The following is a 23047-nucleotide window of genomic DNA, read 5'->3' as shown; positions in this document are numbered from 1 at the left end:
CCAACTCGGGATTGCTCACTGGGTCACTCCGTACAGGGCGAGCAGGTTCTTCATCCGTTCCTCCGCGAGCTTCGGGTCGGGGAACAGGCCCAGGCCGTCGGCGAGTTCGTAGGCGCGGGCGAAGTGCGGGAGGGAGCGGGCCGACTGGAGGCCGCCGACCATGGTGAAGTGCGACTGGTGGCCCGCGAGCCAGGCCAGGAACACCACGCCCGTCTTGTAGAAGCGGGTCGGTGTCTGGAAGAGGTGGCGGGACAACTCGACGGTCGGGTCGAGGAGTTCGCGGAATCCGGCCGTGTTCCCGGTGTCCAGGACGCGGACCGCCTCCGCCGCCAGCGGGCCGAGCGGGTCGAAGATGCCGAGCAGGGCGTGGCTGAAGCCCTGGTCGTCGCCCGCGATCAGCTCGGGGTAGTTGAAGTCGTCGCCGGTGTAGCAGCGCACACCCTGCGGCAGTCGGCGCCGGATGTCGATCTCCCGCTGAGCCTCCAGGAGCGACACCTTGATGCCGTCCACCTTGTCGGGGTGGGCCGCGATGACTTCGAGGAACGTGTCGGTGGCCGCGTCGAGGTCGGACGAACCCCAGTAGCCCTCAAGCGCCGGGTCGAACATGGGGCCCAGCCAGTGCAGGACGACCGGTTCGGACGCCTGGCGCAGGAGATGGCCGTAGACCTCCAGGTAGTCCTCGGGGCCCTTCGCCGCGGTCGCGAGCGCGCGGGACGCCATCAGGATGGCCTGCGCGCCCGACGCCTCGACGAGCGCCAACTGCTCCTCGTACGCGGCCCGCACCTCGGCGAGGGTGCCGCCGGTGATCTGGTCGGTGCCGACGCCGCAGGCGATCCGGCCGCCGACCGCCTTGGCCTCGGCGGCACTTCGGCGGATCAGCTCGGCCGCGCCCGCCCAGTCAAGGCCCATTCCGCGCTGGGCGGTGTCCATCGCCTCGGCGACACCGAGCCCGTGGGACCAGAGGTGGCGACGGAAGGCGAGAGTGGCGTCCCAGTCGACGGCGGCGGCCGAGTCGGGGCTCGTGTCGGCGAACGGGTCGGCGACGACGTGCGCCGCCGAGAACACCGTACGAGAGGTGAAGGGGGTGCCGGAGGTGACGGCGAGGGGTTCGGGGCGCGGCTCGTAGGACCGCAACCCGCCCTTGGAGTCGGGGAGTTGGATGGTCACAGGGTGATCTCCGGTACGTCGAAACGGCGGCCCTCGGCGGACGACTTCAGGCCCAGCTCGGCGAGCTGGACACCGCGGGCGCCGGCCAGCAGGTCCCAGTGGTAGGGGGCGTCGGCGTAGACGTGGCGGAGGAACAGCTCCCACTGGGCCTTGAAGCCGTTGTCGAAGTCGGTGTTGTCGGGGACTTCCTGCCACTGGTCGCGGAAGACCTCGGTGGCGGGGAGGTCCGGGTTCCAGACCGGCTTGGGGGTGGAACTGCGGTGCTGGGCACGGCAGTTGCGCAGCCCGGCGACGGCGGAGCCTTCGGTCCCGTCGACCTGGAACTCGACGAGCTCGTCGCGGTTGACGCGGACGGCCCAGGAGGAGTTGATCTGGGCGATGGCGCCGCTGTCGAGTTCGAAGATGCCGTAGGCGGCGTCGTCGGCGGTGGCGTCGTAGGGCTTGCCGTTCTCGTCCCAGCGCTGCGGGATGTGGGTGGTGGCGATGGCCTGGACGGACTTCACACGGCCGAACAGCTCGTGCAGGACGTACTCCCAGTGCGGGAACATGTCGACGACGATGCCGCCGCCGTCCTCGGACCGGTAGTTCCACGACGGGCGCTGGGCGGCCTGCCAGTCGCCCTCGAAGACCCAGTAGCCGAACTCGCCCCGGATGGACAGGATCCGGCCGAAGAAGCCGCCGTCGATGAGCCGCTTGAGCTTCAGCAGGCCGGGGAGGAACAGCTTGTCCTGGACGACGCCGTGCTTGATGCCGGCTGCGTCGGCGAGGCGGGCCAGTTCGAGCGCGCCCTCGAAGTCGGTGGCCGTCGGCTTCTCGGTGTAGATGTGCTTCCCGGCCGCGATCGCCTTCTTGAGCGCCTCCTCGCGGGCCGAGGTGACCTGGGCGTCGAAGTAGATCTCGACGGTCGGGTCGGCGAGGACCGCGTCGACGTCGGTGGAGACGTTCTCAGGGTCGAGCCCGTGCTGTTCGGCAAGCGCCTTCAGCGCGTGCTCGCGGCGGCCCACGAGGATCGGTTCCGGCCACAGAACCGTACCGTCGCCGAGGTCTAGACCACCCTGCTCGCGCAGTGCGAGGATCGAGCGGACGAGGTGCTGTCGGTAGCCCATGCGCCCGGTCACGCCGTTCATGGCGATACGCACCGTCTTGCGTGTCACGTGTTTCCCTTCGTCCACGCACGTTTCCACGTACGTCCCAAGAATGCAGCAAGCGCTTTCTATATATGCAGAAGCTAGCCTTTGCCCACTGGTCTGTACAAGACCGTGATGGGGTCGAGTTGTTCGAGGGGGCGAACGACCGGGGTAGATGGCCTTATCGTCTGCTCGGACGGGGGCTTCCTTTGAGCGGCCTGTGTACAAGTGAGCAGCGCGTGTACAACCGAGCACCCTATGTACAACGGCGTACGACAAGATGCGCGACCGAAGATGCGCGACGGAGGACGAACAACATGACGGTGACCCTGGCGGACGTGGCGGCCCGCGCCCAGGTCTCCCCCGCGACGGTGTCGCGCGTACTGAACGGCAACTACCCGGTCGCGGCCACCACGCGGGAGCGGGTGCTCCGGGCGGTCGACGAACTCGACTACGTGCTCAACGGTCCCGCGAGCGCGCTGGCGGCGGCCACCTCCGACCTGGTCGGCATCCTGGTCAACGACATCGCCGACCCCTTCTTCGGGATCATGGCGAGCGCGATCCAGGGCGAGATCGGCGGGCCGGGCGGCCGGGCGGGCGGGGAGCGGCTGGCCGTGGTGTGCAACACGGGCGGCGCCCCGGAGCGCGAGCTGACGTACCTGACCCTGCTGCAACGGCAGCGGGCGGCGGCGGTCGTGCTGACCGGCGGCGCGATGGAGAACGCGCCGCACGCGGCGGCCGTCGCGGCGAAGCTGCGGAAGCTGGGCGAGGCCGGGACCCGGGTGGTGCTGTGCGGACGGCCGCCGGCGCCGGACACGGGGGCGTTCGCGCTGACCTTCGACAACCGCGGGGGCGGGCGGGAACTGACCGAGCACCTGATCGGGCTCGGCCATCGCCGGCTGGGCTACATCGCGGGCCCGGAGGAACGGACGACGACGCGACACCGGCTGGAGGGCCACCGCGAGGCGCTGGCCGCGCACGGGATCGCAGAGGATCCGCGGTGGACCGTGCACGGGCGGTACGACCGGCGGTCGGGCTACGAGGCCACGCTGGAGCTGTTGCGGCGGGATCCGTCGCTGACCGCCGTGGTCGCCGCGAACGACTCCGTCGCGGTGGGGGCGTGTGCGGCGCTGCGGGAGTCGGGGCGACGGATTCCGGACGACGTCTCGGTCGCCGGGTTCGACGATCTGCCGTTCAGCGTGGACGCGGTGCCTTCGCTTACGACGGTGCGGTTGCCGTTGTCGGAGGCGGGGGCGCGGGCGGGGCGGATCGCCATGGGGCGGGAGGAGCCGCCGCCTGGTGGGATCGCCACGGTTCGGGGGGAGTTGATGGTTCGGGGGTCTTCGGGGGTACCGCGGAAGTAGCGGGGGTTGGGGGCGGTTGGGGGCCAGTGTCCGGAGTCGCCAGGTACGCGGCCGCTCGCGCGCCGGGCCTGGCGCAACGGCGTGCGTCAGGGGGCGGTGCGGGGTGTGTCCTCGGCGGGTACCGGTTCGTCCTGGGACGGTTCGCGCAAGAAGGTGGAGAGCACGATCGCGAGCACCGGGACAGTCGCGAGTACCGCGAGGGCACCTCGGGGGCCGTAGTGGGTCGCGATGATGCCCAGTAGCGGCATGAAGAGTCCGCCCGCGCTCATCGCGAGGCCGAGGGTGACGCCGGCGGCGGTCCCGGGCCGGCTGGGCAGGTAGTCCTGGCCGAGCTTGATCAGGACGGCGAACGGGATGTTCGAGACCAGGCCGACCAGCAACGCGAGGGGCAGCGCGGCGTATTTGTCGTCGCAGACCAGCATGAGCCACAGGGCGGGCAGCATCGCCGCGTTGCCGATCTGTACGGTGCGCACCATGCCGATGCGGTCCGCCAGCCGCCCGCCGAGCAGCGTGCCGGCCACACCGCCGCCGAGTTCGAGTGTCAGGGCCAGACCGCCGAGGCCGCTGCTCGCTTCCAGGTGACGGATCCAGTACAGCGCGATGAAGGTGTTCAGTCCGGTCGAGATGGTGGACCGCACGATCTCGACGGCGGTCAGGGCCGCGAACCGCCCTGGCCGGTCCCTGCCCTGGCGCCGGACCTTCGTGACCGCCGTAGCGGATGTGCGGTTGTGGTGGCGCAGGAGGACGAAGCCCATGAGGACGGCGGGCGGGATGAACAGCGCGGTCGCGCCCATCCCGAGGGTGTCCAGGGCCGGGGTGACCAGCGCCGGGGCGACGAAGAACCCCACGCTGCCGCCCGCGGCGAAGTAGCTCATCGCGGTGGCGCTGCCCCCGGCCGCGCGGCGCGCGTCGCGGCCCGCGGGCGGATGGAACATCGCGACACCGACACCCGCCATCAGCAGGAGGGCGAAGACCAGCGGGTAGGCGGGCGTCAGTCCGGACAGGCCCGCCCCGACACCCGCCAGGCAGACCCCCAGCGGCGACATCCAGCGCAGCCGGAACCGGTCGGCGAGCAGTCCGATCGGCACCTGCGGCAACGCGCTGCCGAGCGTGGCGGCGAGGGCCAGGCCGGAAGCCTGGACGTAGCTGAAGTCGCGTTGCAGCACGAAGTAGGGGACCGCGGCGGGTACGAGGCCCTGGTAGAAGTCGTCGACGGCGTGGGCGGCGGCCCAGATCCGCATCCGGCGCCAGTGTCCGGGCGGGCCGCCCGCCTCACGGGGAGTGCTTGTCTCCTGGATCGTTGTCACCCACTCACGATGGGCGGGGACACCCCGGGCGCGCTTCCCGTATTCTGCCTATCCATGTCGGAAATCCGCCACGAGCCCGTCGCGCCGACCGTCACACGGTTCCTCGGCGGCGGCGAGACCATCGAACGGCATCGCCACGACGACCACCAGCTGATCTACGTCAGCTCGGGCGTGCTCGCGATCACCACGGAACACGGCTCCTGGATCGCCTCGAACGACCGCGCCGTGTGGATCCCGGCGAACACCTGGCACGAACACCGCTTCCACGGCCGGAGTCGCTTCCACACCATCGGCTTCCCCGCGCACGGCAGGGCGCCGCTGCTCGACGCCGATGGCCCTACGGTCGTCGCCGTCGACGCGTTGGTGCGCGAACTGCTCATCGCGCTCACCGGCACCGCCCTCCCTGGCACCGCCCTCACGCCGGCCGAGACCCGGCACATCGAGGCAGTGCTGCGCGACCGCCTGCGCCGTGTGACGGCCCAGCCCGTCGCCCTGCCCGCGGCCCACGACCGACGACTGGCCGACGCCTGCCGCCTCGTCGAAGAAGAACTGCGCGAGCCCTGCACCCTCGCCCAGCTCGCGGGCCGCGTGCACACCAGCGAGCGCACCCTCTCCCGCCTGTACCGCGACGAGTTCGGCATGACCTTCCCTCAGTGGCGCACCCGCGTCCGGATCTTCACCGCGATGGTCATGCTCGCCGAGGGCACCACGGTCACCGACACCGCCCACGCCTGCGGATGGGCGACCACCAGCGCCTTCGTCCAGACCTTCGCCCAGACGGTGGGGATCACCCCTGGCACCTACCGCGCGGGCATGGACGGGCCGCGGCAGGAATGACGGCCGAAGCGGCGAGGGCGGTCGCCGGGAAGTTGGCCTACGATCCCCCAATGCCTCGTGCCCTCATCCTCGGTGGAACCGGTCTCGTCGGACGGGCGATCGCGTCGCGGTTGCTGGAGGCCGGTTGGCAGGTGGATGTCACCGGGCGGGACCCGGCTCGGATGCCGGCCGAACTGGCCGCCGCCGGTGGGGAGTTCATCGCGGCGGAACGGACCGACGGCGGGCAGGTGAGGGCCGCCCTCGGGCCCGGTGCCGATCTGCTCGTCGACTGTCTCTGTTACACCGCCGCCGACGCCCGGTCGTTGCTGCCGCTCGCCGCGAACTCCGCGTCCACCGTGCTGATCTCCAGCCGGGCCGTCTACGTCGACTCGGTGGGCCATCACGTCAACTCGGATACTCCGCCGCGTTTCGAGGCGCCGATCCCGGAGACCCAGCCGACTCTCGCGCCGACGACCGACATCGACCACCGCTCGCGCGAGGGATACGGCGCGAACAAGGTCGCCGCGGAGCAGGTCGCGTTGGAGAGCGGGTTGCCCATCAGCGTGGTGCGGCCGTCGCAGATCCACGGGGTCGGGGCGTCCCCGGCGCGTGAATGGGCCGTCGTCAAGCGGGTGTTGGACCGCCGTACGGCCTTGCTGCTGGCCCGGCGGGGCGCCGGGGCCGTCCACGGCACCGCCGCCGCGAATCTCGCCGCGCTCGTCGAGACGGTCGCCGCGCGGCCCGGCGCCCGCGTTCTCAACTGCGCGGATCCGGATGCGCCCAGCGTGCTGGAGATCTGCCGGACGATCGCGGGGCACCTGGGCCATGAGTGGGCGGAGGTCCTGCTGGACGACACGGCACCTGCCGACTTGGGCCGTACCCCGTGGGACTCCGCGCACCCGATCGTCCTCGACACCACCGCCGCCACCGCGCTCGGCTACCGGCCGGCCGGTAGCTACGCGACCACGATCGCGCCCGCGCTCGACTGGCTGGTGGAAGCGGCTGGGAACGGCCAACTTCCGGTCGACGAAGGTTACTTCGCGGAGTACTTCGACTATGCGGCCGAGGACGCGTTTCTCGCGGGATGAGCGGTGTGGGGCGCGGTCCGCCGAGCGGCGCGCCCCTGTCCAGGGCTCCCCACCACCCGTCGTGTCACGGATGGGACCGCCACCGGCCTTCAGAGACGACGTCCACCTTGCCGTCCCTGACGCGGACGGCCGTCTCGTCGTCGATGAAGTAGATCGGGAAGTCCGCCCGCGCGGTGATGCGGTCGGCCCAGGCGTCGTCGCGTTCGGGGAAGTTCGGCGAGTACAGGTGGGGCTTGAGGTACCAGTCGAAGAGGGCGAACGGCGGTTCCACGGTCGTCGCGCCGAGCACGTGGAGGTCGGCGGCGTCCCCGATGACGTCGGCGGAGTGGGTGGTGAGATGACGGCTGAAGATCATCGATCCGGCGCTGACCCCTACGTAGACCCGGTTCTCCAGCGCCTCCAGGAAGCCGTCGGCCAGGCCGTTTCCGGTGATGCTACGGGCGAGGTGGTAGTGGTTGCCGCCCTCGACGTAGATGACGTCGGCGTGGAGGAGCCGGTCGAGCACCAGTTGCCGGGGCAGGCCGTTCAGTTCCAGGACGTCGAACTCCCGCCAGCCGAGGCCGTGCAGCCGGTTCATGTCCGCGAGGAGCCAGCCGTGGTCGCCGGGCTCGGCGACCGATGCCGTGGGCACGAACACGACGTTCGCCGACCCGAACGGCTTTCCCAGCATGTCCCGCAGTGCGTCCCGCTGGGTCTCGTTGCGCAGGCCGCTCGCCGTCAGCAGAAGGTTCATCGGGCGAGCCAAGCACGGCGGACGGACGCGTGCAACGAACCCGGGGTCCACTCCCCCGGCACCGTTGTCAGCGCCTCCCCTTATCGTCCCGCCATGGTCTTCCCACTCCCCGACGAACTGTCCCTGTCCTCGCCCTCCGGCCGCTTCGAGTCGCGAGGGGAGGTGGAGGTGTGGTTCTCCGACGAACTCCCGGACGATCTGGTCGAGTTGTGGCCCCGGCTGCTGGAGTCTGCCGAAGTCACGGGGCTGTATCCGTTCATCTGCTGGCGGGATGATCCTTACCAGCCCGAGGAGTTGAGCACGGTCGACGCGATACGGCTCGACGCCGTGCTCGCGGCGGACTTCGCCGAGTATCGGCGCCGCCGGCTGCCGTACTGGTCGAATCCGGCGGCGGCCGACGTGCTGCCGGACAGCGTGCCGGACGACGTCCGGGAGTACATCGAGCCCTGGCCGCACGACCCCGGGCCGCCCTTCGAGAGCTGGCCCGGTCTCGCGGCGGGCGGGTCCGACACGGGTGCCGGGGTGAGTGCGGCGGAGGCCGCCCAGCGAGCCGTAGAGGATCTGCTCGGGGACGAACCCTTCGTGCACACCTGCCAGTTGGCCCTTGTGCCCGCGCGTCGTGGTGCCGATGTGCCGGCGATCGTCGAGTGGGCTGCCGAGGCTCCGCTTCCCCTGCTGTGTGCGCTGTTGCGGAGTTGGGAGGAGCGGTTCGGGGCGCGGGTCGTGTCGGGGTTCGGGGGTGCGCTGACCGTGTCCGTCGCCCGGCCGCCCCTCGATGTCCCGCACGCGGAGCAACTCGCCCTGGAACATGTGCTGTCGACCGCCGACAACATCGTGGACGATCCCCCGACACCGTTCCCCGAGTACGCCAGCGGGCTTGTGGGGCGGCATCAGTGGCGGTTCTGGTGGGACTAGGTCCCGGTGACCGGTCCGGAATCTCGGACGCGCGGCCCGGAAACATGGACGCGCGGCCCTCCCCGGTACTACCGTCGGAACCGCAATACCTCTGACTGAGTCAACTACCCTGAGCGAGCACCGGGGATCGATCATGACCGTCCAGGACATCCGCGCCTTCAACCGCTTCTATACGAACGTCATCGGCGCCCTCGACTACAGCCGCCACCTCTACGCCCCCTTCACCCTCACCGAGTCCCGCGTGCTGTACGAACTCGCGCACTCGCCTCGTACGGACGCCGCCGATCTCCGTGCCGAACTCTCCCTCGACGCCGGGTACTTGAGCCGGATCCTGAACCGGTTCGAGCAGGACGGGCTGGTCGAGCGGGCGCCCTCGGAGCGGGATCCGCGGCGGCGGCAGGTCACGCTGACCGTGCGGGGGCGGGAGACCGCCGAGCTGTTGGCCCAGCGGGCGGACGAATCCGTGGGGGCGCTGCTCGCGACCGTGCCGGACGCCGACCGGCCGCGGCTCGCCGAGGCGCTGCACACCGTACGGACCGTCCTGTCGGCGTCGGACAAGCACCGGCCGCGGCCCGAGGACGTCGTGCTGCGGGAGCCGGGGCCCGGCGACCTGGGCTGGATCGTGCAGCGGAACGCGGCGCTGTACGCCGCCGAGTACGACTTCAACGCCGACTACGAAGGGCTCGTGGCGCGGATCGTCGCCGATTTCGCCGAGGACCACGATCCGCATCTGGAGCGGGTGTGGATCGCCGAGCTCGACGGGCGGGCGGTGGGGTGTGTGATGTGCGTGCGGGACGACGCTCCGGGTACGGCCCGGCTGCGGTTGCTGCTCGTCGAGCCCGACGCGCGCGGGCTGCGGATCGGGGATCAACTCGTCGCGGCTGTCGTCGAGTTCGCGCGCGGGGTCGGCTATCGGGACCTCGTGCTGTGGACGAACGACATTCTCGGGGCCGCCCGCCGTATCTACCAGCGGCACGGGTTCGTCCTCACCGCCGAGAAGCCGCACCGCTCCTTCGGCCAGGATCTCGTCGGCCAGGACTGGCGCCTCGACCTGCACGGGACGGGTGAGTGACGAGTAGGGTCCCGAGTATGAAGCTCGCCTTCTCCACCCTCGGTGTCCCGGGCCTCCCCGTGGCCGACGTGCTGCACCTCGCCGTCACCCACGGCTACCACGGCGTCGAGTTGCGCGCGCATCCCGAGGAGCCCGTGCACCCCGGTATCGACGCCACCCAACGGGCCGACGTGGTCGCCGAGTTCAAGGCGGCCGGGGTCGAAGTCCTGGGCCTCGCCGGGTATGCGCGGGTGGCCGCGCCGGGCGACGACGCCGCCGTACTCACCGAGATCCGTGAACTGCTGGAGCTGGCACGGGACTTGGGTGCGCCCTTCGTACGGGTCTTTCCCGGCGGCGGCTCCGAGCAGACCGTCGAGGAGGCCGACGCCACGGCCGCTCGGCGGCTCGGTACCGCGGCGGAGTGGGGTGCCGATCTCGGCGTACGGGTGCTGCTGGAGACCCACGACTCGCACCGGACCGGCGCGGACGCGCTCCGCGTGCTCGGGCCGGTCGGGCACCGGCAGGTCGGCGCGCTGTGGGACGTCATGCACACCTGGCTGGGCGGCGAGCAGCCGTCGGAGACGCTCGCCGCGCTCGGCCCGTATCTCGGATACGTGCAGGTCAAGGACATCGCGTCGGCCGACGACACCACCCCGCTGCCGCTCGGGGCCGGTGTCCTTCCGCTCGCCGAGTGCGTCGAGATCCTGTCCCGGCACGAGTGGGACGGCTGGCTGTGCTGGGAGTACGAGAAGCGGTGGTACGAGGCCGCCGCCCCGCTGCCCGAACTGCTGGCCGCCGGTCACGATCACCTGGCGCGGTTGCTCAACGACTCCGCGTGACGCCACACCCCGGCCAGGGATCCCGGCAGAGCACCTGCCGGTGCGTATACGCCGACGTATACTCACCCTCATGTCCGATGCCATGATCCGTGTACCCGCCGAGGTACGAGACCGCCTTGCCGTCCTCGCCGAATCCCGGGGGACGTCAATCCGCTCCCTTGTCCAGGAGTTCGCGGAGACCACACTCACGGATGAGGAACGGCGTGAACGGGCTGAGCGGACGCGCGCCTATCTGGCCGAGCACTTCGGGGTCGAGGTGACGGAGGAGGAGAGCGCGGCGATGGGCCGCAAGCTGCGTGACGCCTTCTCTCACGAGCGGGGCATGGCCGCGTGGTCCAGCACCACCTCGTAGTGGACACGCCCACGATCCTCGCGCTGTCCGGCAGTCGTCAGGTGTCCGCGCTGATCCACCGGGCGCACTTCGAGCCCGAGACCCGCCTCTGGGCCCCCGTCCTGTCGATTCTCGAAGCGGACGCCGAGCACCTGGGGATCGCCGAGCACATCGGCCAGCTCGACGTCATCCACACCGTCGACCTCGACTACCCGGCGATGCTGGCCGTCACCCAGTTGCGCCGCGACGGCGTTCCGCCGGGGATCGCGGCCGCCATCCACGCTGTACGGCATCTTCCCGCGTGGGGCACGGACGCCCTGCTCGCCACCGTCGCCCCGAAGGCGTACGAAGGGCGGGGCCTGCCCGTGCTCGACCTCAACCGTTAGGCGCGACAGGTCGGCGTGTGCGCGGCGCGCTGCTCACCGACCTGGCCGCGACGGTCCTCGCGATGCCGGTCAGTCTCTTCCCGCTGATCAACTCCGAGCGTTTCGGGGGCGATCCGCGCACGCTGGGCCTGTTCCTGTCGGCGATCTCGGTCGGCGGCATCACCGCCTCCGTCTTCTCCGGCGCGGTCACCCGGCTGGGCGCCCCGGTCCGGTGATGCTGCTCGGCGCGAGCACGTGGGGCGCCGCGCTGGCGGCCTTCGGCCTGATGACGAACCCGTGGGCGGGACTCGGGTGCCTCGCCCTGGCCGGCGCCGCCGACTCCACGTCCGTGATCTGGGGGTCACGCCGGACGAGCCGTGAGCGGCACCATCGCACGCACGGACCCACGCACCCACCCGCACGGACCCGCCCGGAGACACCCCTACGCCGGACGAGCCACAAGCGGTGTCGTCCCGTCCAGGCACCAGTCCAGTACCGCGGGCCATGAGCCGTAACCGGCGTCCAGGTCCAAGTGGCCCGCGCCCGGGACGAGTTCGGTGGGGAGGCCGAACGGGTCGCCGTAGGCGGTGCGGGCGTTCTCCGGGCAGTACGGGTCGTCGTCGCCGGCGACCAGGCGGACATCTCCGGGGAGGGTGAAGCCGGGGGCGGGCGGGGCGAATCCGGCGACCTCCGGATACTGGGCGATCACGGCACCGGAGGGCGGTCCGACCAGCAGCACCCGGTCCGCCGCACCGCCCTGGACCTGCCCGCGGGCGACGGCGTGCAGCCAGAGCAGCGCCGAGGCGCTGTGTCCGAGGACGACCCGCTCGGCACCGTCGCTGTTCTTCAACTCGTCCAGGTATCGGACGAGTTCACCCAGCCACACGTCCAGGTCGGGGGCGTCGGGGTCGGGCAGCTGGGGGTAGACGACGTGGTGGCCGAGTTCGCCGAGCCGGTCGGCCAGCCAGTGCTGCCAGTGCTCCTTCGGGCGGTGGTTCTGCCAGCCGTGGAGGATGAGGTAGGAGTTCATGGGGGCGATGGTTTCCGATCACCGGCCGAACGGTCCAGCCGGCCTTCCGAACGGTCCGGCCGGTCTTCCGAACGGTCCAGTTGGCCCTTCGCGCCTGAACCGCCGGAACAAGCAGGCGAACGCTTCACGGAACGTTTCCGCCGCCCTACCGGCGAGTGCGGTCAACTCAACCCGTCCGCCCCCGAGTTGCCCCGCGCCAACCGCGCCCGCACCCGCGCCTCCAACCCCGCCCTGCACTCCCCCCACTCCGCCGCCGTGATCGAGTAGATCGCGGAATCACGCAACCGCCCCTCCTCCCCCGGCGCCCAGGACCGGGACCAGTTCCGCAGTACGCCCTCGAAGCGGGCGCCCACGCTCTGGATCGCGGCGCGGGAGCGGGCGTTGCGGGCGTCCGTCTTCAGGTCGACCCGGGACACCCCCCACTCCTCGAACGCGTGCCGGAACAGCAGGAGTTTGGCCTCGGCGTTCACCCCCGTGCCCTGCGCCGAATTCGCCAGCCAGGTGAACCCGACCTCGACGGCGTCGAGTCGGTCGTCCGTCACCCACGAGCGGGGCTCCCAGTAGGCCGTGACACCGACCGCCTTCCCCGTGGCCGTCGACACCTGGGCGTACGGCGCGAGTTGACCGGTCGCCGCCCTGCCCAACTGGGCGTCGACATAGGCCCGCACCTCGTCCGCCCTCGGCACCCAGGTGAACTCGTACGAACCCCGGTTCTCCTCCGCCGCCACCGCCAACTCGGCGACGTGCCGATGACCGAGCGGCTCCAGACGCACCAACTCGCCCGCCAGGAGCGGAGCCTTCAGTCCCAACCCCACACCGAATCCCACACTCATCCCCTCATGCCGGCAGCTGCCCCCGCAGCACCCCGAACGCCTCATGGAAACCCGGGAAAGTCTTCCGCACACACCCCGGGTCGTCGAACGAAATACCCGGTACCCGCAGTCCGGTCACCGCGAAGGACATGACGATGCGGTGGTCGCCGTAGGACTTGATCTCCGTGCCTGCGGCGGGAGTTGAACCCGGCACGTCACTCGGCCGGATCTCGATCCAGTCCGGGCCCGTCGCCACCTCCACGCCCAACCGCCGGAGGCCCTCCGCACAGGCCTCCAGCCGGTCGCACTCCTTCACCCGGGTGTTGCCCACGTCCTCGATACGGACCGGGCCCGAGGCGAAGGGGGCGATCGCGGCCAGTGTCGGCATGGTGTCCGAGATGTCGCGCATGTTGACGGTGAGGCCGCGCAGTTCGCCCGTCCCCCGCACTCGGGTGCCCTGTACGCCCGTCTCGACCTCCGCGCCCATCCGGCGCAGTACGTCGACGAAGCCCAGGTCCCCCTGGAGCGCGCCCGTGCCGAGGCCGGGGACCGTCACCTCGCCGCCCGTCACGGCCGCCGCCGCGAAGAAGTAGCTCGCGGTGGACGCGTCCGGTTCGATGCCGTAGGTGGTGGCCCGGTAGCCCCCCGGCGGGACGACATAGGCAGCACCCTCCCTGCCGACCTCCACCCCGAACTCCCGCATCATCGCGATCGTGATCTCGACGTACGGCGCGGAGACCAGGTCCGTGACCCTGATGCGCAGGCCATTCCTGGTCAGGGGGCCCAGCAGGAGCAGCGCGGTCAGGTACTGCGAGGACTGGCCGGCGTCCAGGACCACCTCGCCGCCCTCCACACCCGACGCCTTGATGCGCAGCGGGTGGTGGCCCTCGGCCTCCTCGTGGCGCAGGTCGACGCCCAGGTCGCGCAGGGCCCGGGTCAGCGGGAGGAGGGGGCGGCGGCGCATCTGCGGGGACGCGTCGAAGCGGAAGCTGCCGTGGCCCGCCGCCGCGAGGGTGGGGAGGAAGCGGGCGGTGGTCGCGCCGTCCCGGCAGTACACGTCCGCCTCCGTGACCGCCGGGCCCTGCGGGCGGCCGTCGATCTGCCAGGCGTCCGGGGTCCGGCCCACGCGATAGCCGAGCCGGGTCAGGCCCTCGGCGAAACCCTCGGTGTCGTCCGAGCGGAGGGGGCGCCGGAGGGTGGTGACGCCGTCGGCGGCGGCCGCCAGGAAGAGGGCGCGGGCGGTGATGGACTTGGAACCGGGGATGTCGACTACGGGCATGCCCTCATGATCGGGCGGCGGTCGGCCACCCCGCCGGGACGTCCACGGGATGGACGACCATCGTTCGCCCGTACGTCCCCGCCGTTCGCCCGTCCGTCCCTGTGCGTGACCACATCCGTCCCGTTGTGCACGGGGTCACCAACTTCCGGTAATCCGCCGCGAGGAGGGAACCCGCGTCCCCTCCCCTCCGTCCAACCGGCATGCTGCCGGACGAGTCTCCGGGGTACGGCGTCGGCCTCGCTGCTGGCTGCGAACGCTGACAAACCCTCTCCTCCGTACCGCGGCCGGCAGCAAGCCGTCATCGGCGCGCCCCCCTCCAACTGCGCCGATGGCGGCCCCTCCTCCGGTTTACTGTGCGCTCCCTTGACTGGCAGAAACTTCCCGGATATTCGTGAAGTCTTGGAAGTTTCCTTCAGCGGATCCGAGAATCCGAAGTGGAACACCTCCGGAAGGAGCGCACGTGCCCTCCAGACGTACCGTCCTCGCCGCGACCATGGGCGTCACCGCGTCCCTCGCGGTCGGCGGCACCGCCCACGCCGACGACAAGAGACTCCGCTCGCTGATCTCCCGCATGACACTGCCGGAGAAGGTCGGCCAGCTGTTCGTGATGCGGGTCTACGGCCACTCCGCCACCGCCCCCGACCAGGCCGACATCGATGCCAACCTGAGCGAGATCGGCGTCCGCACGGCCGCCGAGATGATCGCCAAGTACCACGTCGGCGGCATCATCTACTTCACCTGGGCCCACAACACCCGCGACCCCCACCAGATCGCCGACCTCTCGAACGGCATCCAGAAGGTGTCCCTCAGCCGACCCCGAGGGCTGCCCGTACTGGTCGCCACCGACCAGGAACACGGCATCGTCTGCCGTATCGGCGCACCCGCGACCCTCTTCCCGGGCGCGATGGCGATCGGCGCCGGCGGCTCCCGCGGCGACGCCCGCACCCTCGGCCGTATCGCCGGCGCCGAGCTGCGCGCGATGGGCGTCAACCAGGACTACTCCCCCGACGCCGACGTGAACGTCAACCCGGCCAACCCGGTCATCGGCGTACGGTCCTTCGGTGCCGACCCGGACGCGGTGGCCGGTCTCGTCGCCGCCGAGGTGAAGGGGTACCAGAGCAGCCGGGTGGCGGCTACCGCCAAGCACTTCCCGGGGCACGGGGACACCGCCGTCGACAGCCACTTCGGGTTCCCCGTCATCACGCACAGCCGCGAGGTGTGGGAGGCGCTGGACGCCGTGCCCTTCCGGGCCGCGATCGACGCCCGCATCGACTCGATCATGACCGCCCACATCATGGTCCCGGCCCTCGACGACTCCGGAGACCCGGCCACCCTCTCCCACCCGATCCTCACCGGCATCCTGCGCGGTGAACTCGGCTACGACGGCGTCGTGATCACCGACTCGCTCCAGATGGAGGGCGTACGCCAGAAGTACGGCGACGACCGGGTACCCGTGCTCGCGCTCAAGGCCGGGGTGGACCAACTACTCAACCCGCCCTCCCTGGACGTCGCCTGGAACGCGGTGATCAGGGCCGTGCAGGGTGGGGAGTTGACCGAGGCCCGGCTCGACGAGTCGATCCTGCGGGTGCTGCGGCTGAAGGCCCGGCTGGGGCTGTTCGAGGACGCGTACGCCAGCCGGGCGGGCGTGGACCGCACGGTCGGGACCGGCGCTCATCTCGCCGCCGCCGACCGGATCGCCGAGCGGACCACCACCCTGCTGGTCAACTCGGCGGGGCTGCTGCCACTGTCCCGCCGTACGCACGGGAAGGTTCTGGTGGTCGGCGCCGATCCGGCCTCCCCCTCGGGTACTACGGGGCCACCCACCGGTGTGCTCGCGGCGGCGCTCGGGGAGTTGGGGTTCACGGCCACCGCCCGGTCCACCGGTACCGAGCCCTCCGCCGCCGCGGTCTCGGCGGCCGTGGCCGCCGCGCGTGAGGCGGACGCGGTGGTTGTGGCGACCTACAACGTCACGGCGGGCAGTGCGCAGAAGACGCTCGTCCAGCAACTGGTCGCCACCGGGAAACCGGTCGTGGCCGTCGCCGTCCGCAACCCCTACGATGTAGCCCAACTACCCTCGGTCTCCGCCTACTTGGCGTCCTACTCCTGGACCGACGTCGAACTCCGGGCGGCGGCACGGGTGATCGCGGGCCGGGTCCGGCCGCGCGGGAAGCTCCCGGTCGCGGTGCAGCGCGCGGATGATCCGGCGCAGGTGCTGTATCCCGTCGGGCACGGACTGTCGTACTAGGGGTACGTTCCCCACCCGCCCCGCCCCCGCCAACTGGCCCAAAGCCCCCCGCACGCCTGGCGTGCGCCCGCTGTGGCGGGTCACGCTGGGCGGGGGCAGTCGGGGGGATCGATGCGTGCGAGATGGTGCGTGGGGGTGGTGTGCGCGGCGCTGCTCGCCGCCCTGACGACGGGCTGCCAGGCCGCGAAGGGTTCCGGTGAGGGTGACGGCCGGCTCGGCGGAAAAGCGGCCGCGTCGTCGGCCGCGACCACTCAGCCCTCCGGCTACGGCGCGGTGTTCCTCGCCGTCGACGAGTGCAGTTCCTTCGGTACGACGAGTTTCACCGAGGTGCCGTGCACCAGTGAGCGGGCGGCCGCCCGGGTCATCGCCCGCTACGACGGGGATGTGAGCGGCGGCCCGGCATGTCCCGCGACCACCGACTTCGTGCTGCACATCGGCGCCCAGGAGTCCTCGGGCCCGGGCGGCGACGTGGCCGTGGCGAAGGGCTACGCCTGTATGCGCGACCTGGAGCCGCCGCACCCCGGCGACCCGGGTGGCGGGGGCGGGCCCCGCACGATCGTCGGCGACTGTGTCTACGGCTCGGGCAGCGGGCAGGTCCGGGAGACGGCGTGCGACGGCTCGGGGCAGCGGAAGCCGCAGTACAAGGTGGTCAAGGCCGTGCTGCGGCGCGCGAGTTGCCCCGCGTCGACCGCCCTGTACGTCCAGCTCGGCGGCACGCGACCCGTGGGCTGCGCCCGGCCGGTGTAGTCGGATGACCGTCGACGGCCGGGCGCAGTACGGGGGTTGAGGACGGGCGTTACGGGCGGAGCGTCGGCTCGCGCTGCACGTCCTGCCGGTCCAGCTTCGCGTCGTACGGCGCCAGCGGCTTCGCCTGTGCCGTGGTGGTCGCCGGGACGCCGGCCCAGGCCAGGATGCGGGCGGTGGCGAGCGCCTTCTGGTCGGCCGTCAGGGCCGCGACGTTCGCGCCGTGGTTGAGGCCGGGCGCGGTGAAGACGTACGAGTCCTTCGAGCCCTTGCCGACGGCGAAGCGCTCGGCGCCCCACGGGTCGTTCTGCCCGTAGACGAAGAGCATGTGGTCGGCGTGGTGGCGGACCCAGCTGTCCACGTCCCGCATGGCGTTCCGCTGGAACTTCATCGGGATGGAGCGCGGGACGAAGTTGCGCGGCGGCTGGTAGCCGTAGCGGAGGTACTTCTTCTCGATGTACGGGAACTGGATGGTGGGGGCGCCGAGTTGGGTACCCGCCTGGTAGTAGTACGGGGTGTACGGGTCCAGGCCCTGGTCCGTGTAGAAGGAGAAGCCGGAGATCGTGTCGACCGAGGTCCAGATCTCGTCGTCGGTGGCGGCCTGTGCGTTCGCGGGGATGGTGTCGCAGTCGGAGAGCAGGCTGTACTGCCAGAAGCCCCAGACGTAGTCCAGGACGACGGCTTCGTAGGCCTTGTCGAGGCTGCCGACGGTGGTGAAGGTGAAGCCGTTCTCGGCCGCGTACGCCGCGTACTTCTTCTCCAGCGCGTCCCTGCGCACCAGCGCCTCGCGCTGTACGGCGTCCAGGCGGTCGCGGCACTCCTTGGTGCCGACCTTCGTGAAGAAGCGGTCGTAGGCCGAATCCTCGTTGTTCACCACGTCGTTGGGGGCGACGTAGGCGACGACGCCGTCCATGTCGTGCGGGTAGAACCGCTCGAAGTAGGTGGCCGTCATACCGCCCTTGGAGCCGCCGGTGGCGATCCAGTTCTTGGTGTAGACCGACTTGAGGGCCTTGAAGACCCGGTGCTGGTCGCTGGCCGCCTGCCAGATGTCGAGCTTGGTCCAGTCGGCCGGGGCGGGGCGCGAGGGCGTGAAGTAGCGGTATTCCAGGGAGACCTGGTTGGCGTCCGCGATCCGGGTCGGTTCGCTGCGGCTGGGGGTCGTCGAGACGTTGTAGCCGCTGGTGTAGAAGACCGTCGGGCGCGAGACGTCCTTGTGCAGCACGGTGATCCGCTGCTGGAACGTGCCCTTGGACGGGTGCCGGTGGTCGACCGGCTGGGTGTAGTTCAGGACGAAGTAGCGGTAGCCGGTGTACGGCTTCTCCTGGACCAGGCTCATGCCGGGTATCGCCAGCAACTGGTCCTTGATGTCCGCCGTTTGACTGGCCTGGCCGGCCTGGGCGGCGGTGGCCACCCCGGCTGTGCCCAGCGTGCCTATGAGCACGGTGAGCGCCAGCAGCCATCTGAGCGCCTTGCGCATGCAGTCTCCCCTGTGAGGCAGTTGTGAACGGGAAGCTATCGGAGCAACTCCCGTCACACCAGAGGAGGTTGTGCGGCTACGGCGCCGACCTGCGGTTCAGCACAGGATCCAGCCCGAGCTGACCGAGCCGCGGCCGACCGCGCCCTTCACCCGTACACACCGGTGACCGGCGTGCACGGTGACCGGTCCGGCCCGGCGCGTGTACCGCCCCTTGTCGACGACCGGGCGGTTGCCGCGCGCCTGCACGCTGACCGACATCGTGCGCTTGGCGCCGGGGGACTTGGGGGCGGTGTACGCGCAGACGTAGTCCCCCCGGCGGAAGACATGGACGGTGCCGGTGGAGAAGGGCAGCGTCGCCACCTCCCGCCCCGGGCAGACCGCGGCCGCCTCGGCGGTGCCGGGGGCCGTGAGCGCGAGCAGTCCGGACGCGGTGAGCACGGCCATGCCGAGCGCCACCCGCCGTCGTAGCGCACCCATGTCCACAGTCGTCCCTCCCGCACAGCACAGCAGCCGAACAGCGTACTGATGTACGGACGCAAGACGTATGTCGCATGGTTGCGCGCCCCTCAGCGGGGCGCGGTGACCTGCTCTTCCGCCCCGGGCGCACCGACGAACGTGCGCCACAGCTCGGCGTAGTACCCGTCCAGCGCGAGCAGCTCGTCGTGTGTGCCGTCCTCCACCACTCGTCCGTGGTCCATCACCACGACCCGGTCCGCGCGGGCCGCCGTCGTCAGGCGGTGGGCGACGACGAGGGTGGTGCGGCGGCCCGCGAGGCGGTCGGTGGCCTGGTTGACCTGGGCTTCCGAGGCCAGGTCCAGGGCCGCTGTGGCCTCGTCGAGGAGAAGGATGTCGGGGTCCACCAGTTCGGCGCGGGCCAGGGCGATCAGCTGGCGCTGGCCCGCCGAGAGGTTGCGGCCGCGTTCGGCGACCTCGTGGAGGTAGCCGCCGTCGAGCGTGGCGATCATCTCGTGGGCGCCGACCGCGCGGGCCGCCGCCTCCACCTCGGCGTCGGTGGCGTCGGGGCGGCCGTAGGCGATGGCGTCGCGGACGGTGCCCTGGAAGAGGTACGCCTCCTGGGGGACGACGCCCAGGTGGTGGCGGTACGACGTGATGTCGAGGGCGCGGAGGTCGGTGCCGTCGACCGTCACCCGGCCGCCCGTCGGGTCGTAGAAGCGGGCGACGAGCTTCACGAGCGTCGACTTGCCCGCGCCCGTCTCGCCGACGAAGGCGACCGTCTGGCCGGCGGGGATGCTCAACTCCACTCCCCCGATGGCCTCTTCGTCGTCGCCGTACGCGAAGTGCACGTTCTCGAAGGCTATGTCGCCCCGCAGGGAGAGGACTTCGAGGGGTTCGTCGGCGGCTCGCGTGGACGTCGGTTCCTGGAGCAGCTCCTGGATGCGGCCCAGCGAGACGGTCGCCTGCTGGTAGCCGTCGAAGACCTGGGAGAGCTGCTGGACCGGGGCGAAGAACAGGTCGATGTAGAGGAGGTAGGCGACCAACGCGCCTGTCGTGAGCGTGGCGTTGTCCACCCTTCCCGCGCCCGCGATCAGTACCGACGCCGCCGCCACCGACGACAGCAGCTGGACGAAGGGGAAGTAGACCGAGATCAGCCGCTGGCCCCGGGTACGCGCCTCGCGGTAGCTGCTGCTGCGTTCGGCGAAGCGTCGGCCGCCGTCCTCCTCGCGTCGGAACGCCTGCACGATCCGCAGCCCCGACACCGACTCCTGAAGGTCGGCGTTCACCAACGACACGCGCTCACGGGCGAGTTCGTACGCCTTCACGCTGGCCCGGCGGAAGAAGAAGGTCGCGATGACCAGCGGGGGCAGCGTCGCGAACACGACCAGCGCGAGCTGTACGTCGATCACCAGCAGGGCGACCATGATGCCGAAGAAGGTGACGACCGAGACGAAGGCCGTGACCAGCCCCGTCTGGAGGAAGGTCGACAGCGCGTCGACGTCCGTCGTCATCCTCGTCATGATCCGGCCCGTCAACTCCCGCTCGTAGTAGTCGAGTCCGAGGCGTTGGAGCTGGGCAAAGATCTTGAGGCGGAGGGTGTAGAGGACCCGTTCGCCGGTACGGCCCGTCATGCGGGTCTCGCCGCGCTGGGCCGCCCACTGGACCGCCACGGCGACGAGGGCCAGCAGCGAGGCGGACCAGATCGCGCCGATCGCCATCTTGGTCACGCCCTGGTCGATGCCGTGCCGGATCATGATCGGCAGCAGCAGGCTCATGCTCGCGTCCACGGCGACCAGGCCGAGGCTGATCAGCAGCGGGGTGCCGAAACCGCGCAGCAGCCGGCGCAGTCCGTACGCGTCCTCGGCACGGACCGCGCGTGCCTCGTCGATGTCGGGGACGTCGGTCGCCGGGGGCAACGCGTCGACCTGGGCGAGGAGTTCGGGCGTCGCGGGCATCCCGGACAGCGCGGTGTCCTTGGGCTCGCGGTCACCGGTCCACAGCCGGGGCGTGAGCCCGCGCTCGGCGTCGAACTCCGCGTCCAACTCGTCCCGTACGGAGGTGTCTTCGGCCGGTGCGGCGGGCTGGGCGTGGCCCGGTGAGACGCCGCCGAGTTCGTCGGGGTCGGTGAGGAGGCGGCGGTAGAGGGGTGAGCGCGCCTGGAGTTCGTCGTGCGTGCCGATGTCGGCGAGGCGGCCCCCGTCGAGGACGGCGATGCGGTCGGCGAGGTTGAGGGTGGAGCGGCGGTGCGCGATGAGCAGGGTGGTGCGGCCCTGCATGACCTGTTTCAACGCCTCGTGGATCTCGTGCTCGACTCGGGCGTCCACCGCCGAGGTCGCGTCGTCCAGGACCAGCAAACGCGGGTCGGTGAGGATCGCGCGGGCGAGGGCGACGCGCTGGCGCTGGCCGCCGGAGAGGGTGAGGCCGTGCTCCCCGACCGTCGTGTCGTAGCCGTCGGGGAGTTCCGCGATGAACCGGTCGGCCTGCGCGGCGCGGGAGGCGGTGAGGATCTCCTCCTCGGTCGCGTCGGGGCGGCCGTAGGCGATGTTGTTGCGGATCGTGTCGGAGAAGAGGAAGGAGTCCTCGGGGACCAGGCCGATCGCGGCGCGCAGCGAGTCGAGGGTGAGTTCGCGGACGTCGTGGCCGCCGATGAGGACGGCGCCGTGGGTGACGTCGTAGAAGCGGGGCAGCAAGAGCGAGACCGTGGATTTTCCGGAGCCGGAGGAGCCGACGACCGCGAGGGTCTCGCCGGGGCGGATCTCGAAGCTGAGGCCGTTCAGGACCGGGCGCTCGTGGTCGTAGCCGAACGACACGTCGTCGAACTCGACTGTGGCCGGGGCGTCGGCGGGGAGTTCCTTGGTGCCGTTCGTCATGGAGGGCTCGGTGTCGATGAGCTCCAGGACACGTTCGGTACTGGCGCGGGCCTGCTGGCCGACCGTGAGGACCATGGCCAGCATGCGGACCGGGCCGACGAGTTGGGCGAGGTAGGTGGAGAACGCGACGAACGTGCCGAGCGTGATGTGCCCGCGCACCGCGAGCCAGCCGCCCAGCGCGAGCATCGCGACCTGGCCGAGGGCGGGGACGGCCTGGAGGGCGGGGGTGTAGCGGGCGTTCTGCCGGATCGTGCGGAGGCGGCCCGCGTACAGCCGGCGGCCGACCTCGCGGAGCTTTCCGGTCTCCTGGTCCTCCTGGCCGAAGCCCTTCACCACGCGTACGCCGCTGACGGCGCCGTCGACGACACCGGCCACCGCGGCGGCCTGGGCCTGCGCGTACCAGGTGGAGGGGTGCAGCTTGCTGCGGCTGCGCCGGGCGATGAAGCCGAGCGCGGGGGCGACGGCCAGGGCGATCAGGGTCAGCGGCAGGGACAGCCAGGCCATGATCGCGAGGGAGATCACGAAGAGCAGGACGTTCCCGATGGTCATCGGGAGCATGAAGAGCAGGCCCTGGATCAGCTGGAGGTCGCTGGTCGCGCGGCCGACGACCTGGCCGGTGGACAGCTCGTCCTGGCGGCGGCCGTCGAGGCGGGTGATCGTGCCGTACATCTCGGTGCGGAGGTCGTGCTGGACGTCCAGGGCGAGGCGGCCGCCGTAGTAGCGGCGGATGTACGTCGAGACGTAGACGAGGAGCGCGGCGACGAGGAGGGCGGCTGCCCAGGGTGCCATGGAGCGGGTGTGGCCGGTGATCACGTCGTCGATGATCACCTTGGTGACCAGGGGGACGAGGGCCATGACCGCCATGCCGGCGAGGGAGGCGCCGAGGGCCAGGACGACGTCCTTCGGGTAGCGCCAGGCGTATCCGGCGAGCCTTCTTGCCCAGCCCTGCGTCTCCCCCTGTTGCGCTGCCACGCGGTGCCTTCCGTTCGCCCTTGATCAGCTGGTCCTACGAAAGGCACCAACGCGGAACG

Annotated in this window: 20 protein-coding genes and 1 pseudogene; 11 read left to right on the top strand and 10 right to left on the bottom strand. The window is 71.0% G+C overall.

Translation table 11 applies throughout. The features are described from left to right. Positions 1 to 15: 15 nt before the first annotated feature. Together OG714_RS32245 and OG714_RS32240 are read right to left on the bottom strand one after the other, a co-directional pair. Positions 16 to 1167, bottom strand: coding sequence for a dihydrodipicolinate synthase family protein (locus tag OG714_RS32245; protein ID WP_406126274.1), 1152 nt, complete (start codon positions 1165 to 1167; stop codon positions 16 to 18). Then, complete coding sequence (locus tag OG714_RS32240; RefSeq protein WP_406126272.1) at positions 1164 to 2321, bottom strand: Gfo/Idh/MocA family protein; 1158 nt, start codon at positions 2319 to 2321, stop codon at positions 1164 to 1166. Before OG714_RS32240 ends, OG714_RS32245 begins: the two co-directional genes overlap by 4 nt. Positions 2322 to 2611: 290 nt before the next feature. Here OG714_RS32240 and OG714_RS32235 point away from each other — a divergent pair, with 290 nt between their 5' ends. Further along, entirely contained in the window at positions 2612 to 3658 is a 1047-nt protein-coding gene (locus OG714_RS32235; RefSeq protein ID WP_406126270.1) for a LacI family DNA-binding transcriptional regulator, read from the top strand. Between the two features lie 86 nt (positions 3659 to 3744). On the opposite strand, the gene OG714_RS32230 is transcribed toward OG714_RS32235, so the two are convergent. After that, on the bottom strand, positions 3745 to 4899 hold the full coding sequence (locus OG714_RS32230; protein WP_406132034.1) for an MFS transporter: 1155 nt from the start codon (positions 4897 to 4899) through the stop codon (positions 3745 to 3747). Between the two features lie 120 nt (positions 4900 to 5019). Here OG714_RS32230 and OG714_RS32225 point away from each other — a divergent pair, with 120 nt between their 5' ends. Together OG714_RS32225 and OG714_RS32220 are read left to right on the top strand one after the other, a co-directional pair. Beyond that, positions 5020 to 5802: an AraC family transcriptional regulator gene (locus tag OG714_RS32225; protein ID WP_406126268.1), complete on the top strand. Its 783-nt coding sequence runs from the start codon at positions 5020 to 5022 to the stop codon at positions 5800 to 5802. Between the two features lie 50 nt (positions 5803 to 5852). Continuing rightward, on the top strand, positions 5853 to 6869 hold the full coding sequence (locus OG714_RS32220; RefSeq protein WP_406126266.1) for an NAD-dependent epimerase/dehydratase family protein: 1017 nt from the start codon (positions 5853 to 5855) through the stop codon (positions 6867 to 6869). Between the two features lie 64 nt (positions 6870 to 6933). On the opposite strand, the gene OG714_RS32215 is transcribed toward OG714_RS32220, so the two are convergent. Further along, complete coding sequence (locus OG714_RS32215; protein WP_406126265.1) at positions 6934 to 7602, bottom strand: Type 1 glutamine amidotransferase-like domain-containing protein; 669 nt, start codon at positions 7600 to 7602, stop codon at positions 6934 to 6936. A gap of 93 nt (positions 7603 to 7695) precedes the next feature. Here OG714_RS32215 and OG714_RS32210 point away from each other — a divergent pair, with 93 nt between their 5' ends. The 6 genes and pseudogenes from OG714_RS32210 to OG714_RS32185 form a co-directional block, all read left to right on the top strand. Beyond that, positions 7696 to 8517, top strand: coding sequence for a DUF4253 domain-containing protein (locus OG714_RS32210; protein ID WP_406126264.1), 822 nt, complete (start codon positions 7696 to 7698; stop codon positions 8515 to 8517). 133 nt (positions 8518 to 8650) lie between these two features. After that, positions 8651 to 9589 (top strand): GNAT family N-acetyltransferase, encoded by a 939-nt coding sequence (locus OG714_RS32205; RefSeq protein ID WP_406126262.1) that lies wholly within the window; start codon positions 8651 to 8653, stop codon positions 9587 to 9589. 17 nt (positions 9590 to 9606) lie between these two features. Continuing rightward, complete coding sequence (locus OG714_RS32200) at positions 9607 to 10407, top strand: sugar phosphate isomerase/epimerase family protein (protein WP_406126260.1); 801 nt, start codon at positions 9607 to 9609, stop codon at positions 10405 to 10407. Between the two features lie 70 nt (positions 10408 to 10477). Further along, a complete protein-coding gene (locus OG714_RS32195) occupies positions 10478 to 10759 on the top strand; it encodes a hypothetical protein (RefSeq protein WP_406126259.1) in 282 nt (93 codons plus the stop codon). Then, positions 10759 to 11124, top strand: a complete 366-nt coding sequence (locus tag OG714_RS32190; RefSeq protein ID WP_406126257.1) for a hypothetical protein — start codon at positions 10759 to 10761, stop codon at positions 11122 to 11124. Before OG714_RS32195 ends, OG714_RS32190 begins: the two co-directional genes overlap by 1 nt. Positions 11125 to 11135: 11 nt before the next feature. Next, positions 11136 to 11458, top strand: a pseudogene (locus OG714_RS32185) (MFS transporter); the annotation flags it as partial. 87 nt (positions 11459 to 11545) lie between these two features. Here OG714_RS32185 and OG714_RS32180 read toward each other — a convergent pair. The 3 genes from OG714_RS32180 to aroA form a co-directional block, all read right to left on the bottom strand. Continuing rightward, the gene (locus OG714_RS32180) at positions 11546 to 12133 is read right to left on the bottom strand and encodes an RBBP9/YdeN family alpha/beta hydrolase (RefSeq protein WP_406126255.1); all 588 of its coding nucleotides are present in this window, start codon (positions 12131 to 12133) and stop codon (positions 11546 to 11548) included. Between the two features lie 161 nt (positions 12134 to 12294). Further along, entirely contained in the window at positions 12295 to 12966 is a 672-nt protein-coding gene (locus OG714_RS32175) for a GNAT family N-acetyltransferase (protein ID WP_406126254.1), read from the bottom strand. A gap of 4 nt (positions 12967 to 12970) precedes the next feature. After that, positions 12971 to 14224, bottom strand: a complete 1254-nt coding sequence (gene aroA, locus OG714_RS32170) for a 3-phosphoshikimate 1-carboxyvinyltransferase (protein WP_406126252.1) — start codon at positions 14222 to 14224, stop codon at positions 12971 to 12973. Between the two features lie 460 nt (positions 14225 to 14684). On the opposite strand from aroA, the gene OG714_RS32165 reads away from it, so the two are divergent. Together OG714_RS32165 and OG714_RS32160 are read left to right on the top strand one after the other, a co-directional pair. Continuing rightward, entirely contained in the window at positions 14685 to 16469 is a 1785-nt protein-coding gene (locus tag OG714_RS32165) for a glycoside hydrolase family 3 protein (RefSeq protein ID WP_406126250.1), read from the top strand. A 111-nt stretch (positions 16470 to 16580) separates the two neighbouring features. Then, complete coding sequence (locus OG714_RS32160) at positions 16581 to 17216, top strand: hypothetical protein (protein WP_406126248.1); 636 nt, start codon at positions 16581 to 16583, stop codon at positions 17214 to 17216. Positions 17217 to 17265: 49 nt separating this feature from the next. Here the strand turns inward: OG714_RS32160 and OG714_RS32155 are convergent, their stop codons facing one another. The 3 genes from OG714_RS32155 to OG714_RS32145 form a co-directional block, all read right to left on the bottom strand. Then, positions 17266 to 18690 (bottom strand): S28 family serine protease, encoded by a 1425-nt coding sequence (locus OG714_RS32155; RefSeq protein ID WP_406126246.1) that lies wholly within the window; start codon positions 18688 to 18690, stop codon positions 17266 to 17268. 96 nt (positions 18691 to 18786) lie between these two features. Further along, a complete protein-coding gene (locus tag OG714_RS32150) occupies positions 18787 to 19167 on the bottom strand; it encodes a hypothetical protein (RefSeq protein ID WP_406126244.1) in 381 nt (126 codons plus the stop codon). An 89-nt stretch (positions 19168 to 19256) separates the two neighbouring features. Then, positions 19257 to 22988: an ABC transporter ATP-binding protein gene (locus tag OG714_RS32145; RefSeq protein ID WP_406126242.1), complete on the bottom strand. Its 3732-nt coding sequence runs from the start codon at positions 22986 to 22988 to the stop codon at positions 19257 to 19259. Between the last annotated feature and the right edge of the window lie 59 nt (positions 22989 to 23047).

Origin of the sequence: Streptomyces sp. NBC_00989, from assembly GCF_045162655.1 — a bacterium.
Lineage (GTDB): Bacteria > Actinomycetota > Actinomycetes > Streptomycetales > Streptomycetaceae > Streptomyces.
The sequence above is the reverse complement of the archived record's forward strand: the minus strand, read 5'-3'. Positions and strand labels throughout refer to the sequence as shown.